Source organism: Salinisphaera sp. SPP-AMP-43 (genome assembly GCF_049568105.1).
Taxonomy (GTDB): domain Bacteria; phylum Pseudomonadota; class Gammaproteobacteria; order Nevskiales; family Salinisphaeraceae; genus Salinisphaera.
The window spans coordinates 2,917,983-2,938,979 of record NZ_CP145335.1 but is presented as its reverse complement, the minus strand read 5'-3'; the positions used below and the strand labels follow the sequence as shown (position 1 = coordinate 2,938,979).

Annotated in this window: 14 protein-coding genes; 5 read left to right on the top strand and 9 right to left on the bottom strand. The window is 62.6% G+C overall.

The features are described 5' to 3' along the window. Positions 1-275: 275 nt before the first annotated feature. From V5738_RS12580 to V5738_RS12570, 3 genes are all read right to left on the bottom strand, one after another. Positions 276-2,021 carry a methyl-accepting chemotaxis protein gene (locus V5738_RS12580; RefSeq protein ID WP_423821152.1) on the bottom strand — a complete coding sequence of 582 codons (1,746 nt, stop codon included), beginning with the start codon at positions 2,019-2,021 and terminating at the stop codon, positions 276-278. A 1,023-nt stretch (positions 2,022-3,044) separates the two neighbouring features. After that, positions 3,045-3,917 (bottom strand): PEP-CTERM/exosortase system-associated acyltransferase, encoded by an 873-nt coding sequence (locus tag V5738_RS12575; RefSeq protein ID WP_423821151.1) that lies wholly within the window; start codon positions 3,915-3,917, stop codon positions 3,045-3,047. A gap of 713 nt (positions 3,918-4,630) precedes the next feature. Continuing rightward, complete coding sequence (locus tag V5738_RS12570) at positions 4,631-4,933, bottom strand: hypothetical protein (protein ID WP_423821150.1); 303 nt, start codon at positions 4,931-4,933, stop codon at positions 4,631-4,633. A gap of 367 nt (positions 4,934-5,300) precedes the next feature. Here V5738_RS12570 and fdhA point away from each other — a divergent pair, with 367 nt between their 5' ends. Together fdhA and V5738_RS12560 are read left to right on the top strand one after the other, a co-directional pair. After that, positions 5,301-6,494 carry a formaldehyde dehydrogenase, glutathione-independent gene (gene fdhA / locus V5738_RS12565; RefSeq protein WP_423821149.1) on the top strand — a complete coding sequence of 398 codons (1,194 nt, stop codon included), beginning with the start codon at positions 5,301-5,303 and terminating at the stop codon, positions 6,492-6,494. Between the two features lie 780 nt (positions 6,495-7,274). Then, a complete protein-coding gene (locus V5738_RS12560) occupies positions 7,275-8,090 on the top strand; it encodes a DUF3800 domain-containing protein (protein ID WP_423821148.1) in 816 nt (271 codons plus the stop codon). A 682-nt stretch (positions 8,091-8,772) separates the two neighbouring features. Here the strand turns inward: V5738_RS12560 and V5738_RS12555 are convergent. From V5738_RS12555 to V5738_RS12530, 6 genes are all read right to left on the bottom strand, one after another. Next, positions 8,773-9,291, bottom strand: a complete 519-nt coding sequence (locus tag V5738_RS12555) for an RES family NAD+ phosphorylase (protein ID WP_423821147.1) — start codon at positions 9,289-9,291, stop codon at positions 8,773-8,775. Further along, positions 9,288-9,665: an antitoxin Xre/MbcA/ParS toxin-binding domain-containing protein gene (locus V5738_RS12550; RefSeq protein WP_423821146.1), complete on the bottom strand. Its 378-nt coding sequence runs from the start codon at positions 9,663-9,665 to the stop codon at positions 9,288-9,290. The genes V5738_RS12555 and V5738_RS12550 overlap by 4 nt, the downstream gene beginning before the upstream one ends. 76 nt (positions 9,666-9,741) lie before the next feature. Then, a complete protein-coding gene (locus V5738_RS12545) occupies positions 9,742-10,692 on the bottom strand; it encodes a S66 peptidase family protein (RefSeq protein ID WP_423821145.1) in 951 nt (316 codons plus the stop codon). Next, positions 10,682-14,197 carry an AAA family ATPase gene (locus V5738_RS12540; protein ID WP_423821144.1) on the bottom strand — a complete coding sequence of 1,172 codons (3,516 nt, stop codon included), beginning with the start codon at positions 14,195-14,197 and terminating at the stop codon, positions 10,682-10,684. The genes V5738_RS12545 and V5738_RS12540 overlap by 11 nt, the downstream gene beginning before the upstream one ends. After that, positions 14,194-15,471 carry a metallophosphoesterase family protein gene (locus tag V5738_RS12535; protein ID WP_423821143.1) on the bottom strand — a complete coding sequence of 426 codons (1,278 nt, stop codon included), beginning with the start codon at positions 15,469-15,471 and terminating at the stop codon, positions 14,194-14,196. The genes V5738_RS12540 and V5738_RS12535 overlap by 4 nt, the downstream gene beginning before the upstream one ends. Before the next feature lie 956 nt (positions 15,472-16,427). After that, entirely contained in the window at positions 16,428-17,372 is a 945-nt protein-coding gene (locus tag V5738_RS12530; RefSeq protein WP_423821142.1) for a pyridoxal-phosphate dependent enzyme, read from the bottom strand. Between the two features lie 107 nt (positions 17,373-17,479). On the opposite strand from V5738_RS12530, the gene V5738_RS12525 reads away from it, so the two are divergent. From V5738_RS12525 to V5738_RS12515, 3 genes are all read left to right on the top strand, one after another. Then, positions 17,480-17,695 (top strand): hypothetical protein, encoded by a 216-nt coding sequence (locus tag V5738_RS12525; RefSeq protein ID WP_423821141.1) that lies wholly within the window; start codon positions 17,480-17,482, stop codon positions 17,693-17,695. Between the two features lie 74 nt (positions 17,696-17,769). Further along, entirely contained in the window at positions 17,770-18,366 is a 597-nt protein-coding gene (locus V5738_RS12520) for a hypothetical protein (protein WP_423821140.1), read from the top strand. A gap of 216 nt (positions 18,367-18,582) precedes the next feature. Further along, entirely contained in the window at positions 18,583-20,658 is a 2,076-nt protein-coding gene (locus V5738_RS12515) for a S46 family peptidase (protein WP_423821139.1), read from the top strand. The last annotated feature ends 339 nt before the right edge of the window (positions 20,659-20,997 follow it).

Sequence of the window (20,997 nt, the reverse complement as noted above, 5' to 3'; positions counted from 1 at the left end):
AGATACGGTTTGGGCGGTGGCCAATACGACCGCCGAGGTCGATGCGTGCCCCGCGCCTACAGCCGAGCGTGGCTCGATTTAATACACACAAACTGTGGACAAACCCGTGGGCAGACGCGCCGAGCGGCCGCATGGCGGGCTTTAGCGTCGCATGGTCAGAGAATGATCAGCGGTCCGGCCGGGCGGATTCGAGTATGAACGCCGCCGTAACCGGTGCGTTATAGACATAGCCGGGCCCGAGGACATGGCCTCGGGCCCGGCTTTGATGGCCAGGTTTAAAAAGTCGCCCAGTCGGCTTCGTCGTCGATATCATTGGGCTCGGCGCGCGGCTTGCTGGCGGCTGTCGGCGTGTCGGTGCGCGCCGGGGCCGCCGACGTAGCTACCTGGCCTGTAGCGTTGTTGGCCCGGGCAGGCTTATCGGCGCCGTTGGCAGTGGCGACGGTCGGCGAGACCGAGGCGCGGTGGCCGGCGCCATTCAACTTGAAGAAGGCGAGTTGTTCGGTCAGCACTTCGGACTGCTGCTTGAGAGATTGGCTCGCGGCTGCGGCTTCCTCGACCAGCGAGGCATTCTGCTGGGTGATGCTGTCCATTTCGGTGACCGCGGTATTGACCTGCTCGATCCCGGTGGTCTGTTCGCGGCTGGCATGGGCGATTTCTGCAACCAGGTCGCTGACCTGATTGACCGAGCCCGCGATTTCCTGGAGTCGCTGGCCAGTGAGGTGCACATGCTCGGAACCGGCCGAGACCTTGGTCGCACTGTCTTCGACCAGCGTCTTGATCTCCTTGGCGGCCTCCGCGCTCCGGCCAGCCAGATTACGGACTTCCGAAGCCACCACCGCGAAGCCGCGGCCCTGTTCGCCGGCCCGGGCCGCCTCGACCGAAGCATTGAGTGCCAACAGATTGGTCTGGAAGGCGATATCGTCGATCATGCCGATGATATCGGTAATGCGACGGCTCGAATCATCGATCTGTTGCATCGCCTCGACCGCTTCGCTGGCGACTTTCTGGCCGTCCTGGGCTTGGCTGCGAACGCGCTGGGTGAGTTGATCGGCCTGGGCCGCATTGTCGGCATTCTGCTTGACCGTCGAGGTCATTTCTTCCATCGAGGCCGCAGTTTCCTCGAGGCTGGCGGCCTGCTCCTGAGTACGGGTGCTCAGTTCGTCGTTGCCGGCGGTGATTTCGCTGGCGCCAACATGCACGCCATCGCTGGCGCTTCGGATCGACGTGACCAGGCGAGACAGCGCATCGTTCATGCTGGCCATGGCCGCCAGAACCTGGTTCGGCTCGTCCCGGCCATGAAACTCGATGTTCTGGCGTAGATCGCCACGGGCAACGTTACGCGAGACTTCAACCGCACGGCGCAGAGGCCGGGTGATGCTTCGTGTGATCACCGTAGCCAGCACAATCGCCAGCACGACCGCGATCGCCGCGAACAGCATCAGGCGTTTGCGGGCGCTGCTGCTGGTGGCATCCAAGGCTTCGTTGGCTTGAGACAGCCGCGCGGCGGCGATTTTATCGATCGTGTCGGCCTTGTTCTCAAGGGCGTAGATATCGTCCTTGTATTGCTTGAAGGCGCCGTTGGCAGCAACGCTGGTGTTCAGCTCGCCGTTTTTGATGCGCTGGAGCACCTGGGCATAGCCTTTTTCGTAATGCGCAAGCGCTTGGGCGGCATTGTTGTAGGCCGCGGATACCTCGGGGTCGGAGGCGAGTGTCTTGCCTTGGTTCAGGGTTTGGGTGAGCTGGTCGTAGACGGCCTGCCATTTGCGGCCATAGCTTTCGACCTGGCCAGGCTGGCTGGCGTGGATGAACGTATCCTTTTCATAGCGTCGCAATCCTAGGGACTGCGACTGGACCTGGGAGGCATTGATCGCCAACTCGAGATCGACTTGAAACGTGTGGTCGGCGGTACGCTTGATGTGGTCGAAACTGAACAGGCCGATCAACACGGTGACGATCAACAAAAGCGTCAAAATACCGAAAGCCAAGGAGAGCCGGGCCCCAATTTTTAAACGACTGAGCATGTCTAGATTTCTTGATAGCTGCGGTAGCGTCTTTATCGGCCGATAGCTGCAGTACTTCAGCGTCAGATGGGCAATCTGTATTTTTAATTCTTTTAAGTAAAAAACAATTTTCTTTATTTTGGTTTATGAATATAACGTGAACGGCATCTGTCGGATATGAAAAAGTGCTTTTAGAATAGGTTTGCTCGAGAGCGGATTGAGCTCGTGCGAGCGTCGCGGTGGCCGCCGTACAGCATGTCGGACAAGGCGCGAGCCGCCAGTCTCGGGTGGTCAGGCCGCTGGGCTCGCGAGCGCGCTGGGCGTTCATGGTGAATTGTTATGTGCCGCCATCCCGGAAGAGGCCAGCGTCCATAAATTGACCACATGGCGGCAATCCATATGTTGTGGTCTTACGTAGGACGACTCCGCCGCGTTCGCTAGGCCCCGTCTTATGCCCAGTTCGTTGCCCAAAAACGCTGGGCGCGCACGCATACACAACCTCAGCCGGCGCTAGCGGATCGAGAGGGCGGTTGTCGGCAGGCGGCGATCGAGGCCGCAACAACCGGGCAGTCATCCCGGCTGCTGGCAAGCATATCGGGCAGGGTCGCAGCAGCAGGTAAGGCCGTGATTGACGGTATCGTCCGGTTGTTGCCCAGTCAGTGCTGCCGCGATAAGACCGCGAGTGGCCACGGCGTCTGTGGGGGGGGGGGGGGGGGCAGCTGCTGCGGCAGCGATTCGGAATCGATTGGATGGGGCTCGGGGCAAGCCCAGAGCGCAGTACGCTAGCGCCGTTGGCGTGCGTCGTTACGGCGCGTTGGGGGTCCGTGCGTCGCTTCGGTAATCAGCACGGGCCACACGGCTATGGCCCCAAGCGCAAGACGGGCGCGCATCGACGAGCCGGGAAGGGCACGCGCCGAACACGCCCAGGCTGCCGACGGCTGTTGTATTGGCCGGTCGTGATCGCTCAAGCGGGCGTATTAATTGGCCCCGGCCCCGGCTGGGCATAGCCCAGCTGGCAGGCCGGCGGCTTCTGCCCGGTAGACGTCAGCCAAAGCGCCGCGATTCGGCAGCCTGCTGGGCTTCCGGCATCGCATAGCGGCGCGGCAGGTCGCGACGACGGCGGTGGCTGGGCTTGTCCTGAACCGGTATCGGCATCGGATGCGCGATCAGCTGCTTCGCCTGGGCCAGCGCGACCTCGTCGTAGGCCAGCAACTGCCAGAGTTCCGGCGAGACGTTATAAATGCCGGCCAGCAGATCGGCCACGCTCGTATAGCAGGGCTGGCGCAGGCCGTGGTATTCGACTGGCTTGCCGATCGGTTTGAAGTGGACCCCGAAGCGGGACAGCATGCGCAGTAACGACGGCTTCATCACGGCCATGCAGTGCGTGATGTCGTGCGAGGCGCCCAGCCGGATCAGCCCTAGCAGCAAACCAAAGGTCACCAGTGGGCGACGATGCAGCGCGCCCTGGGGCAGGGTCTGCTCACGGGTATCCAGCGCCGACGAGTTCGGCGGCAGGCTGGTCCCGGGGCGGCGTTCCCGCAATTCTTTGGAAATCGCAAACCGGGAGATTTCGGCCGTGCGGTGCCGGGGCAGCAGGTCTTCGGTAATACCGTGTTGGGCCAGCAGATCGGGATAATCGTGTTCGATCGGAAAGCGCCCTTCGCGGGTTTCGCCGGCCGTGATCAGTCGAGCCGTCGCCTTGTTCGTACCGCAGCTGCGGTCTTTTACGACGACATGGGTGGCATGGTCATCGAACGTATCGCGCTCGCGAAGATTCGCGGCAGCGACTTCGGCGCCGTGGCCTCGCTCCACGCAATAGACTTGGTAACGCAGGCGATAGGCTTCGTCCTTGAGTGCATCACCCTGACCAATGAGGACATCAAAACGATTATGAAAATGTTCGATCAAATCGGACACGAGCGAGACTCCAGCGGTTTGTCGGCTTCGGTTTAGTTGCACCCCTCGACTTTCGGCCACGTACCCAGGTTTGCTGTGGTACGTAATCGGCCCGAACTCATGCATTGCAACTGAAGCCCTCGTTCGGCTCCGGTTGCAATGGCGAGCTCGGAAGAACCGGGCTGACCGATGTCCGTACTACTATCGGCAGGCCCGGCAACTATCTTAAGAATCGGACGATGACAATACCGAAATAAACGGAATGTCAGCGACGCGGCGGATTATGCGTGAACAAAAAACCGCTGGCAATCCGCCTTGATCGGCGAGGGTTTGCCAACGTTCGGCATAGTCGCCGTCGTTTCGGCGACATTCGGCAGTCTTGGCTCCTCGAACGCAACCATGACCCGCCCAACACATTGGGCGTAAAAAAAATGGTCGCGGCCGACTCGCGACCCCGAATCAGCGCCCAGCCTCCGCCGTAACGCCCTTGCGAGAACACATGCGCGGGCATGCAGAGCCGGAGCGATCGAGTTGGGCGACGGGTGGCCGGCCGCGTTTCGATATGCCTCGAGCGCGGTCAATCGCAGGCGTAGCCGGGCGGTTTTCGGGCTGAATAACCCACAGAACCTGTGGATAGACCCGTGGGTAGAAGTGCCGAATCGCCGCCACCAAAGGGTTCCGGGGTGCTGGTTAAAAACCAACCAGAATCGGCGCTGTTGCCTCGGTTGATCGCCTTATTCGGCCGCCGAGGCCGCGGCGCTGGTATCGATCGAGTTGTGTACGAACAGCAGATGGCAGACGGATGCGGCGGCAGCGATCAGGCCACCGCTGATAAAGGCGGCCGCCCACAAGCCAGTTGTGCCGTGGATGAAGGCGCCTGCCAGCGGCGAGAAAGCGCCCTCGAGATCGCTGCCGCAGTTCTGGATCGAGCCGGCCGCGGCCCGCATCGAGGTCGGTGCGATCTCGCCGGCTAGAGCCCAGGCGCTGGCCGTGAGTTCTACCAAGGCCAGCGTCATTAACGTGACGGTCTCAGCCAAAGTACCGACGCAAGGAATGACGACCACAGCCGCCGCAGCCACGATCGCCGAAGCGTGCAATAACCCACAGAATCTGTGGATAAGGCTGTAGGCAGATCGGCCGAACGGCCGCCAGGACTGGGTTTAGAGCTTATGGTTGAGTTTTAACCAGAGTATGCCGCTGGCGATGCGCGCATCATTCCGGCTGGCGCTGGCAGCGATTGGTGAAACGCTTAAAACGGAGCTGCTGATAGGCCGGCGATGAGCCCGTTCAGGCTTGGCCGAAAGCCGTTTCTGGCCGGCCTACGCCTACGCCCATGGAATGACTGCATCGCTATAGGCCTTGGGCGTAATTTGGTGCAGACAACAATGATAGGAGGAGCCTGTTATGTCATCTGCAGCCAATCGCGGCGTAGTCTTTCGTGGCAAGGGCGAAGTCGCCGTCGAATCGATCGATTTTCCCGAGCTGGCCCTAGGCAATCGGCTATGCCAGCACGGCGTCATTCTCAAGGTGATCACCACCAATATCTGCGGCAGCGACCAGCATATGGTCCGCGGCCGGACTACCGCGCCGACCGGCATGGTGCTCGGCCATGAAATTACCGGCCAGGTTATCGAATGCGGGCGCGACGTCGAGTTCGTCCACGAAGGCGATATGGTGTCGGTGCCGTTCAACGTCGCCTGCGGGCGCTGCCGCAACTGCCGGCGCGGCGATACGCATATCTGCCTTAACGTGAATCCGGAGCGGCCGGGCGGGGCCTATGGCTATGTCGACATGGGCGGCTGGGTCGGTGGCCAGGCCGAATACGTCATGGTGCCGTATGCAGACTTCCAGCTGCTGGTCTTTCCCGACAAAGACCAGGCGATGGAAAAGATCCTCGATCTGACCATGCTCTCGGACATCTTCCCAACCGGCTACCACGGCTGCGTTACCGCCGGCGTCCAGCCGGGCTCGACCGTGTATATCGCCGGGGCCGGCCCGGTCGGTCTGGCGGCTGCCTGCTCGGCCCAGCTGCTGGGCGCGGCCTGTGTGATCGTTGGCGACTTGAATCCCAAGCGGCTCGATCAAGCCAAGAGTTTCGGCTGCGAAACCATCGACCTGCGCCAAGACGCCAGCATGTCCGAACTGATCGAATCGGTGCTTGGCGTGCCGGAAGTCGATGCCGCGGTCGATGCCGTCGGCTTCGAAGCGAACTGCCATGGCCATAACCACAGCCAGGAAGCCCCGGCGACCGTGCTCAACGCCACCATGGAAATCACCCAGGCCGGTGGGCGTGTCGGCATCCCCGGTCTGTACGTAACCGAAGACCCGGGCGCCTCGTCCGAAGAAGCCCAGCACGGCAACCTATCGATGAAGTTCGGCCTCGGCTGGGCCAAGGCCATGTCTTTCCATACCGGCCAGACCCCGGCCATGCGCTATCAGCGTCAGCTCATGCAGGCGATCCTGCATGAAAAGGTACACATCGGCGACGCCGTCAACGTCACCCCAATCAGCCTCGACCAAGCCCCCCAAGGCTATGCCGATTTCGATAGCGGCGTGGCCAAGAAATTCGTCATCGACCCACACGGCGTGCTCGGCTGAGCCGACCCACCCCACAGCGCCCGGATTGGCCGGGCGCTGTGTACGCCGGCGCCGTTAATAACCCACAGAATCTGTGGATAAGGCTGTAGGTAGATCGGCCAAGCGGCCGCCAGAGCGGCGTTTCGAGCAGTTGGTTGTATTTTAACCAATAAGGGGCGTCGGTGAAGATATGGGGCGTTCTGGCCCCGGTATGGTCATGTCGGATGACACCCGCTTGCAGCCGTTTACCGAAAAACTGACTGCGGCGGACCAGCGAGACTCGAAAGGCGCAGTGCCCAGCGAAATCGCGAGCCGGTATGCAGGGCCGCTGCTTTCGGATCAGTGGTAAACGCACTTACCACCCCGTTAGCACAACAGGGGTACGGCGCCGAAAATCGTGTCGGCCCGTAACGTATTGAAACCTTGCGACTATCGTTATGCCGGTGAATAAAGGCTATTGAGCCTGTAAATTCGCCTGTGCTATGCAAAGGCCTCGAGGGGGGATGCGTGGCGAGCTGTGCGAGCAGTCTCGCCGCGTTTTGTTTAGACCGGGGTATGCCATATGCGTGCTGGCCCAGCCGCTACATCTGCTCCCACCGCGTTCGTTCGTAATTTCCTTGCGCCGAGTAGTAAGTCGTTTCGGCAAATCTTCGGGGTGAGTAAAAGACGGATATGCCAATACGCGGTCGAACGACTGATATTAAGGGGCTTGTTTGGGATATCTAAATATAGATAGCTATATATCTAATAGTAGATATATGTCGTCTAATTGGCGTTGGGTAAAACGATAACGGGGGATGCGTGAAATTCTGTTATGTCGATGAGACGGGCATAGGTGGTGAACCGATCGCTGTCATGGCCGGAATTGTGGTGGACGCTCATAGAATGCATCTAACGAAAACTCATTGGGGCGAGTTGCTAGATGTTCTGTCCAATATCGTGGGCCAGCGAATCAACGAATTTCATACGCACAAATTTTACGGCGGGAAAGGAATATGGAAGCAAATTGATGGGCCGCAGCGGGCTGAAATAATAACGGCAGTTATCAACTGGATGGCAGCCAGAAAGCACAAGGTCGTCTATTCCGCTGTGCTCGTCTCAGCCCTCAATGAGCAGATAGACGAAGGAGACGGAATACTGTCCGACTTCACGCTATGGCGAACGCTCGGTTTCCACCTCGCGTTAGCTTTGCAGCGTGCACATCAAGGCGAATCGAAAACGAAGGGGCATACCGTCTTAGTTTTTGATGAAGAGGTTCACGAAAAGTCTGAATATACTTCGCTGCTGTTGTCGCCGCCGGATTGGAGTGACGAATATTACAACCGTGGCAAAAAGCAAAATCCGCTCGATCAGCTTATAGATGTCCCGCATTTCGTCGACTCTGAAAAAGTAGAGCTTGTTCAGGTTGCTGATTTATACGCTTTCATCCTTCGCCGGCATTTCGAAATGGCCTCTGGCTTAGAAGAACCAAAGTATGCAGACGAGGAGGAAAAAATAAGCGAGTGGTCTAGCGCGATATTGAAGCAAACTATATCTAACGCCAATATCTATCCAAAAACAAAAGTTTCAGCCGCCGCTCAAGCCTTTCGCGACGTGGCTCCGCCATGTTGCCTATAAAATACCCAACGGTTCGCTGCAGTTGACCGCCCAAAGCGCTGCCGCGCTTTGGGTCCCCTCCGCAGCCTTCGGCTGCTCCGGCGGCAACTGAGCTTGGGCGTTAGGTATAGTAACGGCATGGCAAAGCTCGATCAGATCAAAGAGGAAATAGGCTGGCTGAAAATCGTCTTCACCGTCAGCGTGCTTTGGGCGCCTCATTAATTGCTTGGCTATCGCAGCACTACGATTCGGCCAGTACGGTTCTGACGGTGAGCGGCTTTCTCGCAGCCGTTACTCTGTCGATCAGCGTCGGCTACGTGAATCGGCGGGCTTTCCGGCTTATTCAAAGCATGGAGAATTTGTAATGGAATGGTTAGTCGTAGCTGCGTTAGCGGCTTTGGTGGCAGCGGTAATTTTCGCCGTTCGAGTTTAATGGCACACCTAACGAATCGCTGCAGTTGACCGCCCGAAGTGCTGGCGCGCTTCGGGTTCCCCCCGCAGCCTTCGGCTGCTCCGCCGGCAACTGAGCTTAGGCGTTAGGTTTCACAAACGCGGGGAATCCGGGGACAGTACACTTAATTAGCACACGCGTGATTCGGTGACCGCTATATTTTCGCCAGAGGCAGCCTCTACCACCTGCCCGGTAATGCTAGGGCTGTAAAAGTATGCTGCCCCTTGATCTGGGGTGAGCAGAGCAGTAGCCCTAGCGGCTCCGCAATCGGTTGTCGTCGTCGATGACGCGAACCTGTGGGTTGTCGCCTTGGTTCCAGTGCCAAAAAACATAATTAATGCCCAGCTCATGCGCGCCGTCGCAAAAGGAGGGCACCGCGATAGCGCCGACGCCTTGCTCGATCAGGCGGGCTGCAAGAGCCCAGCTCGGCGGGGTTTGCTTGTCAAAAGCGAGCAACTCCCAGGCACAGTCGAGTTCGGCCAGGGGGATGCCGGCTGCCTCGCGTGCCGCGGGCGTGGATAGATCGAGAACGCCGGCGTGGTCGATGTCGTAGCTGACCAGCGTTAGCGGTTGGAATTTGTAGGGAAAACCTTGCTGTGCTTCGGCTATGGCGAGGGTGTAGGTGCTGCTGGTATAGAGCGCGGCTGTTCCCGGCGGATTGAAGCGCCCGCCATGTTTGGCCGCGCCCGCGCCGGAATCGGGGGCGAAGGCCCAGCGTGGATTATGCGCGCGGTAAACGTGGCCGATGAAGCGTTCGAGCGGCCAGGTCACGCATAACCGCCTTCGTTGATGCGGGCCAGATAGGCTTTGACGGCTTCGGCCTTGCCGTCTTTGACCAGCTCTTCGGCTGTGGCGCCGCCAAACGACGGCAAGGGCTGCGAGCGGTACCAGGCAAACGCTTGATTGATCGACCCGGCCCAGGGCTGGGCGCGGTTGATGATTTCGACCATGTCGCGCATGCGCGTTTGTATCCGGGCTGCCCGTTCACGATTAGCGCGCCGCAATGAATCGGCGCCTACGCCCAACACATCAGCGAGCTGGCTTTTGTTGACGTGGAGAGCACGCGCGATATTGCGGGACTCGATAGTGGGTCCGCTGCCGAGCGCCTCGAAGAAAGGCGCGTCTCTCGATTCTGCAGTCGCCATGCGGTGCCACACTAGCTGTACGATTTGTCGTTATATTAGCATGGCTAATGTATAGGGCGGCTTCGGCCTGTGCGGTTCATGGACTTGCCCAGCCAAGCTGAGCGTCCCGGATATGCGCCCACCGGCCATAGGGCCAGGCGTGGTTGACGGTGCCGTGGCCGGTCGCCGCATGCATATACAGCGGCACGCCAAGCGGCGCGAGCCATTCCTGCCAGATGGCGGCCAGCGAGTTGATGCCATCGGCGAGCGTGCAGTCCGTGAATCGGCCGAGGCAGACGGCGCGCAGGTGGTCGAGGTTGAGCGAGGCCAGGAGCTGATGCAGCGAGCGTTCCAGGCGAAATTCGGCTTCGCCCACGTCTTCGAGCAGCAGGATCGAATCGGTCTCGAGCCGTAGCGCGGCCGGGGTGCCGGCGAGGCTGGCCAACGTGGTCAGGTTGCCGCCGACGAGCTGGCCGGCGATGGGCGTTGCCGGGCCGGCGGCACGGGTCAGTGGCCATGTGTCAGCGCGACCTTGTAGCAGTTCGGCCAGCGAGGCCATGGAGGCCGTGCGTTGATCTTGTTGCTCGGCTGTCTCGCCGGGCATGGCGAGCTGGGTGGCGACCGGCCCGTGGATCGCGCACTTGCCGCGCTGTCTAAAGGCCTCCAGCAGTGTAGAAATATCCGAAAAGCCGATCAGCGGGATATTGTTGGGTAGGCGCGACCAGTCGATTTGCTCGACGATATGGGCGCTGCCGTAGCCGCCGCGCAGGCACCAAACGGCCGCCACCTCGTCAAGCTCGAAGGCCCAGTGCAGATCGGCCAGCCGGGCTTCGGCGGTGCCGGCGAGATAGCGATGATGATCGCGGGCATGGGCGCCAAGGCGGGCGTCGATGCCAGCGGCTTCGAGTACGGTCAGGGCGGTATCGATCCGCTCGTCTTTGACGCCGCCAGCCGGGGCGATCAGGGCGATACGCTGGCCGGCCAGGGGGCGCAGAGTGTCAGCCAGGCGGGCCAGCGGGGCACTCAGTTCGGTTCGTTCAGAGGTCATGCGTACGTACGCGTGGGCCGAGCCGGGCGCCGGCCATATCCCGCAGATGCTGGTGATGGGTAAAAAACAGGACCTGGGTCTGTTCGGCCAGACCCGCCAGGGCATCGAGCCCGGCCATGGCGCGGTCGTCGTCGAAGTTGATGAACAGGTCGTCGGCCACCACCGGCAGCGGTGTGGCGCGGGCCAGGTAATCCTCGATCGCGGCTATGCGCAGGGCGAGATAGAGCTGGTCGCGGCTGCCTTCGCTCATGCCGTGAGGGGCCACGCGGCCGCCGTCGGGGCGTACGCCCATGATCTGTAGTTCGTCGCGGTCGTCGAATTCGCCGGTCAGGCGTTCGAAGGAGCCGCCAGTGAGCTGGTTCATTAACACCGAGCCGCGTTCGATCAACGGGCGCTGCTTGTCCATCGCATAACGTTGACCGGCCCATTTGAGCAGTAGCGCCGCCGGGCCGACCCGCAGATAGCGCTCAGCGGCGTCGGCCATGTCGGCCAGCGCAGTTTGGCGTTCGGCGGCTGCGGTCACAGCCCGGTCGTCGCCACCGATCGCATCGAAGGCCGCCTTGGCTTCGTTGCGCGCATCCCGGGCCGGGCCGATCTCGGCATCGAGGTCTTCGAGCCGGTCGCGCAGTGCGTCGATCTGTTCACGCAGGGTATTGAGATCGCTGGCTTCTACGGCAGCGATCAGGTCTTCGATCGGCTGGCCGTCGCCCTGTTCGGTCAGCGTGTCGGCGGTTGCCGTCTGTTCTTCGACCAGCGCTTGCCGGCGCTCGGCGCGCTCGATCAGCCGCGCCAAGGCTTCGGGCTCGGCAACGCCAGCCTGGCGGCAGAGGGCTTCGAGTCGGCGCTCGGCATCGGTGCGGTGGGTTTCGAGTTCGGTGATCCGCTCGCGATAGGCGGCGCGGTCGGCCTCGCGGGTCTGGCGTCGCTCGAACTGGGACTGGGCCTCGCGCAGCGCGCGGCTCAGCTGTTGTACGGTTTGTTCGGCGAGTTCGTGGCCCTCGGCCGGGTAGCCGGTGGCCTCGAGCACGCGCGCTACTTCGGCGTCGAAGCGTTGCCGCCGGGCGCGCAGGTCGTCGTTTTCGGCGGCGATATCGCGAGCCTGGCGGGCATGTTCGCGGCCGGCTTCGAGGCTGTCCAGCGCGGCTGCGCCGGCCTCGGCAGCCAGTTGCGGCGACAGACCGAGCCGTTCGAGCGCGACCGTCCAGTCCTGTTGCCAGGCGGCGAGGGCGGCTTCGGCCTGTTCATGCTCGGCCTGTAGCTGGTCGATACGGGTGTTTTGCTCGCGGCGTTCGCGGGTGATGCGTTGCTGTTCTTCGCTGCGCCGGTGTTCGCGGTCGATCAGTTGGCGTGCATGTTCGATTACAACGGCCAGCGAAGCCTCGGCGAGCTGGTGTTCATCGATACCGAGGGCAATCAGCTGCGGCACAGCCTGCTGGCGATGTTCGGCGATCCGCGAGGCGAGGTCGTTGCGGTTGGCTTCGGCATCGATTCGATCGGCCCGGGCATCCAGAATGGCATCGCGGCGGTCGAGCCAGTCGCGCATGGCGGCCGGGCGGGCAGGCTCGAGCGTACTAGCAAACCACAAGGCAGCCCATTCGGTTTTCAGGCCGTCGAGGCGGGTCCGGGCATCGTCGCGACGTTGGGTGGCCTGTTCGAGGGCTTGTTCGCGCTCGGCGACATGGCGCTGGCGTTCGGCGTCCTGGGCAATCGCCTCGGCATGCTCGAAGCGGGCATCGGCCAGGGCGTCGGCGTCTCCTGCAGTCTGCTCGAAGGTGGCGACCGGATTATCTTCGGCGGTCTTGTCGAGCTCGGGGATCTCGGCGTCGTCGAACAGATCGCGTTCGCGCTGCTCGACATAACGGTGCCGGATCAGCTGCCAGCAGGCATCGCGTCTATCGCGTGTTGTGGCCAGGGCCTCGGCGCTCGGTAGGGCTTCGTCGGCGCGGCGCCGGGCCAAAGCCTCGCGGGCGCGTTCGACTTCGTCGGCGAGTTCGTCGATACGCTGTTGATGGCGTTTGCCTGCCTCGTCGGCCTCGGCCATGGCGGTATCGAATTCGTCGACGCGCTCGCGGATTGGGACGTCGAGGCCGGCCAGGGTGTCGGCATCGGTCACCGTGGGCCGCAGCCCGGCCACCCGGCGCTCGATGTCGCGATTCAGCCGATCGAGCTGGGCCTGGGCATTGCGCAATTCGGATTCGAGATCGCCTTCGCGGGTCACCGCAGTCAGCCAGGCTTCGAGCGCGGCCGTATCGCTTGCCGGGCCGATCGACTCGGCCTCGGCGGCGAGCCGGGTTTCGGCTTCTCGCGCGGCTTCCAGATTGTGGGCCGTGTGTTCGACACTCTGCCGGCGCGTGGGCTCATCGTTGGCCAGGCGCCGGGCATGGGCCAGATCGGCTGCGCTTGGCCAGTGGTTGTCGGTGTCTTTCCAGCCAAGCTCGGCACGGTCTTGGGCCAGGGCATCGGCCAGCCGTGCCTGTTCGCGCTCGATATCGGCGCTGCGTTCGCGTTCGGCGGCGATCTGGCCGCGTTGTTCGGCCAGCCGTTCGATGGCCTCGCCGGCTTCGCGCAGGGTGGGTTCGTCGGTGAGGGTATCGAGCTCGGCCTCGATGCGGGCGATCTGTTCGTGGATGGCCTCGATATCGCGCTCGCTCGCGGCGATCGTTTCGCGCGTGGTCTCGAAAGTCGCTCGTGCGTCGTGGGCCAGGGCTGGCGTTTCGCCGAGTTCGCCCAGCTCGGCATCGATCTCGCGATAGCGGCGGACCGGGGCAGCCACGCGGCGAATGCGTTCTAGCTCGTTGCGCTGGTGTTCGAGCTGGCGTCGCTCTTCTCGAAGTTCGTGCAGCCGGGCCTCGGCAGCATCGAAGGCCTCGCGCCGGCGCTGCCAGTCGCCGACCGTGACTTCGTGTTCGCGAATATCGGCTTCGGCAGTCTTCAGGCGTGCCTCGGCCTGGTAGTAGCGACGGTTCTGCGAGGCGTTCGGCGACCACAGTTTGTCGGCCTCGGCCACCAGGGCATCGCGCTCGGCAAGAACGTCGGCCAGGCCCGAGCCGGCTGAGAGCAGGGCGGTATCGGCGTTGGCATCGGCCGCGGCTAGGGTTTCGCCGCCGGCGCGCAGACCTTCGTGGTCGAGGCTGAACATGCGGGTGAAAAACGCCCGGTCTGCCCCGGCCAGCTGGCGTTCCAGATCGGCCTCCAAGCCGGTGGCCGGCTGGCCGTCGGCATCGAGCAGGGTGTTCTTGCGGCCTTTCTTGCGGATCGCCGCGATCTCGGTCTCGGCGGCCTCGACCCGGGCGCCGATCCGCAGCGCGTTGTAGGCATGGACGAAATTCAGCGCGGTTTGGGTTGGAAAGCCAAACAGGAAATCGCCGATCGCGCTGCGCGCGGTGGATTTGCCGGCCTCGTTGGCGCCGAACACGATATGCAGATCGGTCGCCCCGGCGGTAAAGGCCAGAGGGCGGTCGGTGAAGTGGCCGTAGGCCAGCAGATTGAGTTCGGCGAATCTCACGAGGCGTTATCCTCGGCGGCCAGGCGGGCGAGCAGATAGTCGCCGGCGCCGTCGATGAGAGTGGCGGTATCGCCGTCGATCGCGGCGCGCAGCAGGGGGTCGTCGGCGTGCTCGCGAATCTCGTGCGGCAGGCGCTCGGCCAGCCGGCGGACGTCCTTTTCGATCATCTCGCGGATATCGGCATCGTTGCTGGCCTCGTCGAGCAGGCGCTGAAGCTCGCCGAGCGCATCGGCCCGGGTCCGGCGGGTCGCGGCATCCTGTTCGGGGTCGGTCGCCAGCTTGATCTTTTCGATATAAACGCTGTCGGCGCCGAGCCCGGCGGCAGTGGTCCGGGCCTCGGCCAGCAGCATGTCGGGCGAAGCCAGTAACCGGTCGTGCAGGGGCGTAGTCCCGGTCAGGCGCAGCCGGATCGCGGCCAGTCGGCCCTCAGCGGCTTCCACGCCGGCCTCGATCGCGCTGCGCATGGCGCCGAACACATCGTTGAAGTCCTCGGCGGCGGCCACATCGACCGTCTGTTCTGCCCAGCGGGCAACATCGCAGTGCAGGGCCCGCAGTTCGGCGACCCGGCCATCCTCGACTATGACCTCGTAGGCGCTTTTGGCCCCGGTCTCGCGGATTGAGCGGCCCTGTAAGTTGCCGGAAAACACGACGTGCGGATGCTCGGCCAGCACCTCAGCGCCGTGCACATGGCCGAGCGCCCAGTAGTCGTAGCCTTTGGCGGTCAGTTCATCGAGCGCGCAGGGGGCATAGTTTTCATGGCCGCCGCGGCCGCCGAGCCCGGTATGTAGCACGCCGATATTGAAGGCGTCCGCGACCGGCTCGGGGTAGCCGGGCACCAGATTGTCGGTGACCGCGCGTTCGGCATAGCTTGCCCCATGCAAGGCGATATCCAGCCCGTCGATGGTTCGGGTTTCGGCGGCCTCGGCGGAGAAGGTCTGCACGTTATCCGGGAGCCGCAGGCTGCGGGTCATCTGGTTCTGGGCATCGTGGTTGCCGTGGATCAGATAGACGGGTATCGCGGCGGCCGCCAGCCGCTGCATCTGGCGCACGAAAAACACCCCAGTCTGGTAATCGCGCCAGTCGCCGTCGTAGACATCACCGGCGATGACCACGAAGTCCACCGCCCGCTCGATCGCGGCATCGACCAGGGCAGTGAGTGCTTCACGGGTCGCCAGCCGCAGCCGCTCCGCCACTTCGGGCACATCCTCGGACAGACCGCGCATCGGGCTGTCCAGGTGAATATCGGCAGTGTGGATGAAGCGAAAGGAACTCAAAAAGCTGGTCCGGCGCGGTGTATCGGCAATCGCTGCATCTTAGCGGCTGTGGGCGATGTGCCCAATACGGTTTTGGCGGGTTTGTCTGCTACGGGAGCTTAGCGGGGCTAAGGGGGAGCTTTGTTTGGGCTAGCCAATAAAGCGGCTTGCCTATTCCGTGCCAGGGTATGCTTTAGACGGCTTGGGGCGTTCAATGCGTCGGGCATTGGGTGAGGGCGGCTTGGGAAGGCTTACCAGTTGGCGTTGCTTTCGGTTTCGCGTTGCAGTGCGAAACAGCCCGGTGTGGCCGGCACGTGGGTTGTTCAAAGCACTTTGGCTCAGGATCTGGCGTATCTGATTTTAGCCACGAGGCAAGTTAGCTTCTGGTTTCGCACTGTTGTGCGAGCCCCTTCTTTTGCTTGCCCAAAAGAAGGAGCCAAGAAAAGGGCACCCGACACGACGCCGGCTAACGCCGGTGCACTCTGATGCTCACGACGACGGGATGCGGCCAGAACTCGGGCCGCTTTGGCGGCCCTCAGACAGCTGGCCGCACCGGCGCTGTGCGCCGGACACCCGTCGCCGCTGCGCGTCTCCGTCGCCGCGTCACGGGACGGAATACAGATCGACCGCCCGCTGCCGCGTGGCGAGCCTGCGCTGTATTAAGCCCCTTGGGCGCAGCGCCGAGCAGCGGAGGCCGCAAGCGATAAAGACGGCCGGATGTCTGAGCCGCGCGCAGCGCGGTGAGTTTCCGGCCGTCCGCTTGCGGCCGGAGCCGCGCAGGGCACCGATGCGACAGCATCGGCGCTAGACAGGGTGCCTTTCTTTTGGTGACTTTTCTTGGGCAAGCAAGAAAAGCCACTCGCGCATCAGCGCGAAACAGCCCGGTGTGGCCGGCACGTGGGGTGTTCAAAGCACTTTAAGCCAAGACGTGGCGCATCTGATTCTGGCCACGAGGCGAGTTAACCCCCGGGTATCGGTTACCAGGGCAGATTGTCGATATCGACATTGCCCCCGGTCAGGATCACCCCGACTCGTCGGCCGACGAAATGCTGGGGCTCGCTAAGGATGGCCGCTACGGCGACCGCACAGGACGGCTCGACGATGATCTTCATGCGTTGCCAGATCAGGCGCATGGCGGTGATGATCGCAGATTCATCGACGCGGACGATGTCGTGTACGTGATCCCGCACGATCGGCCAGGTGATTTCGCCGAGCGAGGCCTTGAGGCCGTCCGCGATGGTGACCGGTGCATCGTTGCTGCAGCGCTGCCCGGTCTGTAGTGAGCGCCAGGCATCATCGGCGGCCACGGGTTCGCCAGCATAGACTGCGATATGCGGCGCATAGTGGGCTACGGTCAATGCCGTGCCGCTGATCAGCCCCCCGCCGCCGATCGGTGCGATTAGGGTGTCGAGATCGGCGACGTCCTCGATCAGTTCGGCGGCACAGCTGGCTTGTCCGGCAATCACCCGCAGGTCGTCGTAGGGGGGGATGAATTCGGCGCCGGTACGGGCTACGACCTCGACCAGGCTAGCCTGGCGCGCTGCGTTGGTCGCCTCGCAGAATACGACCTCGGCGCCGTATTCGCGCACTGCATCGATCTTGGGCTGCGGCGCGGTTTCGGGCATCACGATGGTCGCCGGGATATCACGTGCTGCAGCCGCCCGGGCCAGGGCCTGGCCGTGGTTGCCACTGGAGTGGGTCGCCACGCCGCGGCGGCAGGTGTCGTCGTCCAGCGAAAACACGGCGTTGGTCGCGCCCCGGGCCTTGAACGAACCCGATTTCTGAAAGTTTTCGCATTTGAAGAACAGCTCAGCCCGACTCACTTCGTCGATCGCGCGACAGGTCATTACCGGGGTGTGATGGATCGCGGGCGCGATGCGTTCGCGGGCGATGGCAAGGTCGGTGCGCGAGAGGTCGCTCATCAGCGGCTTTCGTTGTCGGCGATAATCCGCATACTGCCATGCACAGGCCGCGACCGCTGCAAAGCGCGCCGTGGAACATCACCGCCAAGCAACCGATGGAGACCGAAATGAAACAACCGATGATGCTGCGTTATATCTGCGAACTGGCCGGTGACGAGACGATCGTCGAGGCGGCCAGCGCAGAAGACGCCGCAGAAAAAGCGGTTCAGGCGCATGCCGCAGTGCATGGCGCTGGCACCTATACCGTGACCGTGTCGGAGGCCACCGACTACGATCTGCCGTTGATCGCCGGCGACGATTACACGGTGACGGTCGATGAATAATGGCACTACTTTGATTGCTGGGCCTGGTTATTAGGCCGACAATTCAAGGCGATGAGCCAATCGGGCGATTGTTGATGAGATATTTTGCAGAGCGGATCGTACGGCATGGGTTCTTGGCTGGGCTGGCGGTTGTCGGCGCAGTCCTTGTGGGCTGCAGCATGGCGCAAAACCCGGGGTCGGATCTGGCCGAACAGGCCGATACCCTGGAAAAGACCCCGGCCGACCGCCAGGCCGACGCCCAGCAGCGGCTGACCGATGCCTTGAGCCTGATCTATCAGGACAGCCCGTTGGGCGGCGACCTGCGCTATGTGTCCCAGTTCGTGGATCTAAACGGTGACGGCCAACGCGAGGCGGTGGCTTTTGTCGTACCCGGGGGCGACTGTCGGGCCGGCTGCGATTTCTTTGTCTTCGAGCCGGAGAACGATCGCTATGAAGCCATGACCCGCGTGCCGACGTCCAAGGCGCCGGTGTTTGTGCTCGATCATCGGCACCACGGCTGGCACGATCTGCTGTTGACCTCGACCGGGGACGAACAAGGCAATAATCGGCAGCGCATGCAATATGCCGGTGACAGCTATGTGCCGGTCGACGACGATGCCGCGGATGGCGCCAAGCGTACGCCGCTGATCGAATCCCTTCGCAGCAACGGGCATGTCTTACCCGTGAAATAGCGCTGGGCGATCTTCCGCGCGGTCGCCGGGGCGCCGGTAGCCAATGGCATATTCCGGCCGGCGGCCAGGCATGGCCGTGTATACGATCGCGGCCAGCCAGGCCGCTGCTGTCGAACACCCGATATCGGGTGAGCCCGAAGCACGGGCGATAACCTGTTATGTTTTCGCTCGAAGAGTCGGGCGGTCTCGCCGCTGCAATGCGTTGGGGGATCAGTCATGAAGCGAATCGTGATCGCGGCGTTGGCCGCTACTGGGGTGGGGTTTTGTCTGTCGGCGGCGGCCGACGAGGGCATGTGGACCATGAACGATCTGCCCACGGCCCGCATGCAGAAAGCCTATGGTTTCGCACCGGACCAGGCCTGGGTGGATCGAGTACAAAAAGCCGCGGTGCGCTTGGCCGGTGGCTGCTCGGGTTCGTTCGTCTCCGCCGACGGGCTGGTGATGACCAATCATCACTGTGCCAACGACTGCCTGTCGCGGCTGTCGGACGACGCGCACAACTACATGGCCCACGGTTTCATCGGCAAGGAAGGCGAGGAGCCGAAATGCCCGAACATCGAGCTCAACCAGCTCGTCTCGATTACCGACGTGACCGATCGGGTCGATAGTGCCCTTGCCGACAAGACCGGCTCGGAGCGTGTCGCGGCCCAGCGCGCCGTCGATAGTGCGATCGAGAAAGCCTGTGTCGCCAGTGACCCGGAGACCTGGCGCTGCGATGTGGTCACGCTCTACCACGGCGGGCGCTATGCGCTATATAAATACCGGCGCTTCCAGGATGTGCACATGGTGTTCGCGCCGGAGCAGGATATCGCTTTCTTCGGCGGTGATCCGGACAACTTCAACTTCCCGCGCTACGACCTGGACCTAACGCTGCTGCGAGCCTATGTCGACGGCAAGCCGGTCCAGACCCCGAACTACCTGCCGTTCGACGTCAACGGCCCCGAAGCCGGCGAGATGACGTTCGTGGTGGGTAATCCGGGGTCGACCCAACGCGAAACGCCATGGACTGCGCTGGCTTATCTGCGCGACGAGAAGGTCATTCCGTATCAGGCCTATCTCTCCGAAAAACGTGGCGTGCTCTGGCAATTCTCTCGCGAATCCGAAGCCCATACCCAGGCCGCCCAGGACGATCTGTTCTACGGCGACAACACGCTCAAGGTATTCAAGGGCTGGCTGGCCACGCTGACCGACCAAGCCTTTGTCGACAAGAAAAAGGCTCAGGACGCGGCGCTGCGCCAGTGGATCGACGCTGATGCAGAGCGAGTAAAGCAATTCGGCCACCCGTGGCAGACGCTGGACAAAGCCGAGGCCCGGGGGGCGGAGATTCAGACCCGCTACGACATGCTGGAGCGCGGCCAGGCGTTCGGCGGCGAGCTGTTCGACTATGCGCGTACGCTCGTACGCGCGGCGGCCGAACGCGACCAGCCGGATGCCAAGCGCCTGCCGGATTATCGCAGTGCCCATCTGCCGGCCGTCGAGCAGTCGGTGACTTCGAGCGGTCCGATCTATCCAGACTACGAACAGACCCAGATGACCTGGGCACTGGAGAAGATGCGCCAGGCGCTCGGGGCCGACGATCCGTTCGTCCACCAGGTGTTAGGCGACGACTCGCCGGCCGAACTGGCGAAGTCGCTGGTATCCGGTACCCAGCTGGCCGACCCCGCCTATCGCAGAAAACTCTGGCAGGGCGGCGAGCAGGCGATCGAAAACGCCGACGACCCGATGATCGTCTTTGCACGCCAGGTGGATCCGGCCGCCCGTGCAGTGCGCAAGACGTACGAGGACGAGGTTGAAGCGCCGACCGATGCCGCAGAAACCGCGATCGCCAAGGCGCGATTTGCCCGCGACGGTGCCCAGAGCTATCCCGATGCAACCTTCACCATGCGTCTGACCTATGGCCAAGTGAAAGGCTGGCAAGAAAAAGGCAAGCCGGTCGCGCCGTTTACTCGGATCGATGGTTTGTATGCGCGGGCAACCGGCGCCGCGCCCTATAAATTGCCCAAGCGCTGGGTTCAGGCCAAAGACCGGCTCGACGGCGACACGCCGGTTAACTTCGTGACCGACAACGACATCATCGGTGGCAATTCGGGCAGCCCGGTCATCGATAAGGACGGGCATGCAGTCGGCCTGATCTTCGACGGCAATATCCATAGCCTGGGGGGCAACTTTACGTTCGACGATTCGAACAACCGTGCCGTAGCCGTAGATACGGCCTTTATCGAGACCGCGCTGCGCCAGGTTTATGCCCGTGATGATCTCGCCGACGAACTGGCGCAAGGCCATCTCAACTAGCTTGGGCATTCGATGGTTGCTGCGCTGTAGGCTGGCCAGCTGTAGCGTTGCCGGTGAGTCCGCTCGGCAGCGCGTGGCGTTCGTCGGGCCGATGGTCGAGGTGGCGATCGCTTCGTGAAGTAGGGTGGCTGTGATGAGCGACATCGGCCGCCCGCAGTCGGCCTAGCCTTGGCGTATGACTGCCCCTGTCTAGGCGCTGGAAGCTGGGCCATAGCCGCAGCGCGGCTGCCAGCGCTGGCGCATCGATCGCGAGCGAGCCGGGCGGATCAACCGGCGGCCCATAACGGCCGATAGGCGGGCTAAGAGCACAGCCGAGGACCTCGTGATGCCGTGGCCTCA

Coding starts and splice junctions, on each gene's coding strand:
- V5738_RS12515 (WP_423821139.1), top strand. CDS start 18,583: ATGAAGCGAATCGTGATCGCGGCGTTGGCCGCTACTGGGGTGGGGTTT.
- V5738_RS12530 (WP_423821142.1), bottom strand. CDS start 17,372: ATGAGCGACCTCTCGCGCACCGACCTTGCCATCGCCCGCGAACGCATC.
- V5738_RS12545 (WP_423821145.1), bottom strand. CDS start 10,692: ATGACCTCTGAACGAACCGAACTGAGTGCCCCGCTGGCCCGCCTGGCT.
- V5738_RS12580 (WP_423821152.1), bottom strand. CDS start 2,021: ATGCTCAGTCGTTTAAAAATTGGGGCCCGGCTCTCCTTGGCTTTCGGT.
- fdhA (WP_423821149.1), top strand. CDS start 5,301: ATGTCATCTGCAGCCAATCGCGGCGTAGTCTTTCGTGGCAAGGGCGAA.
- V5738_RS12550 (WP_423821146.1), bottom strand. CDS start 9,665: ATGGCGACTGCAGAATCGAGAGACGCGCCTTTCTTCGAGGCGCTCGGC.
- V5738_RS12525 (WP_423821141.1), top strand. CDS start 17,480: ATGAAACAACCGATGATGCTGCGTTATATCTGCGAACTGGCCGGTGAC.
- V5738_RS12520 (WP_423821140.1), top strand. CDS start 17,770: ATGAGATATTTTGCAGAGCGGATCGTACGGCATGGGTTCTTGGCTGGG.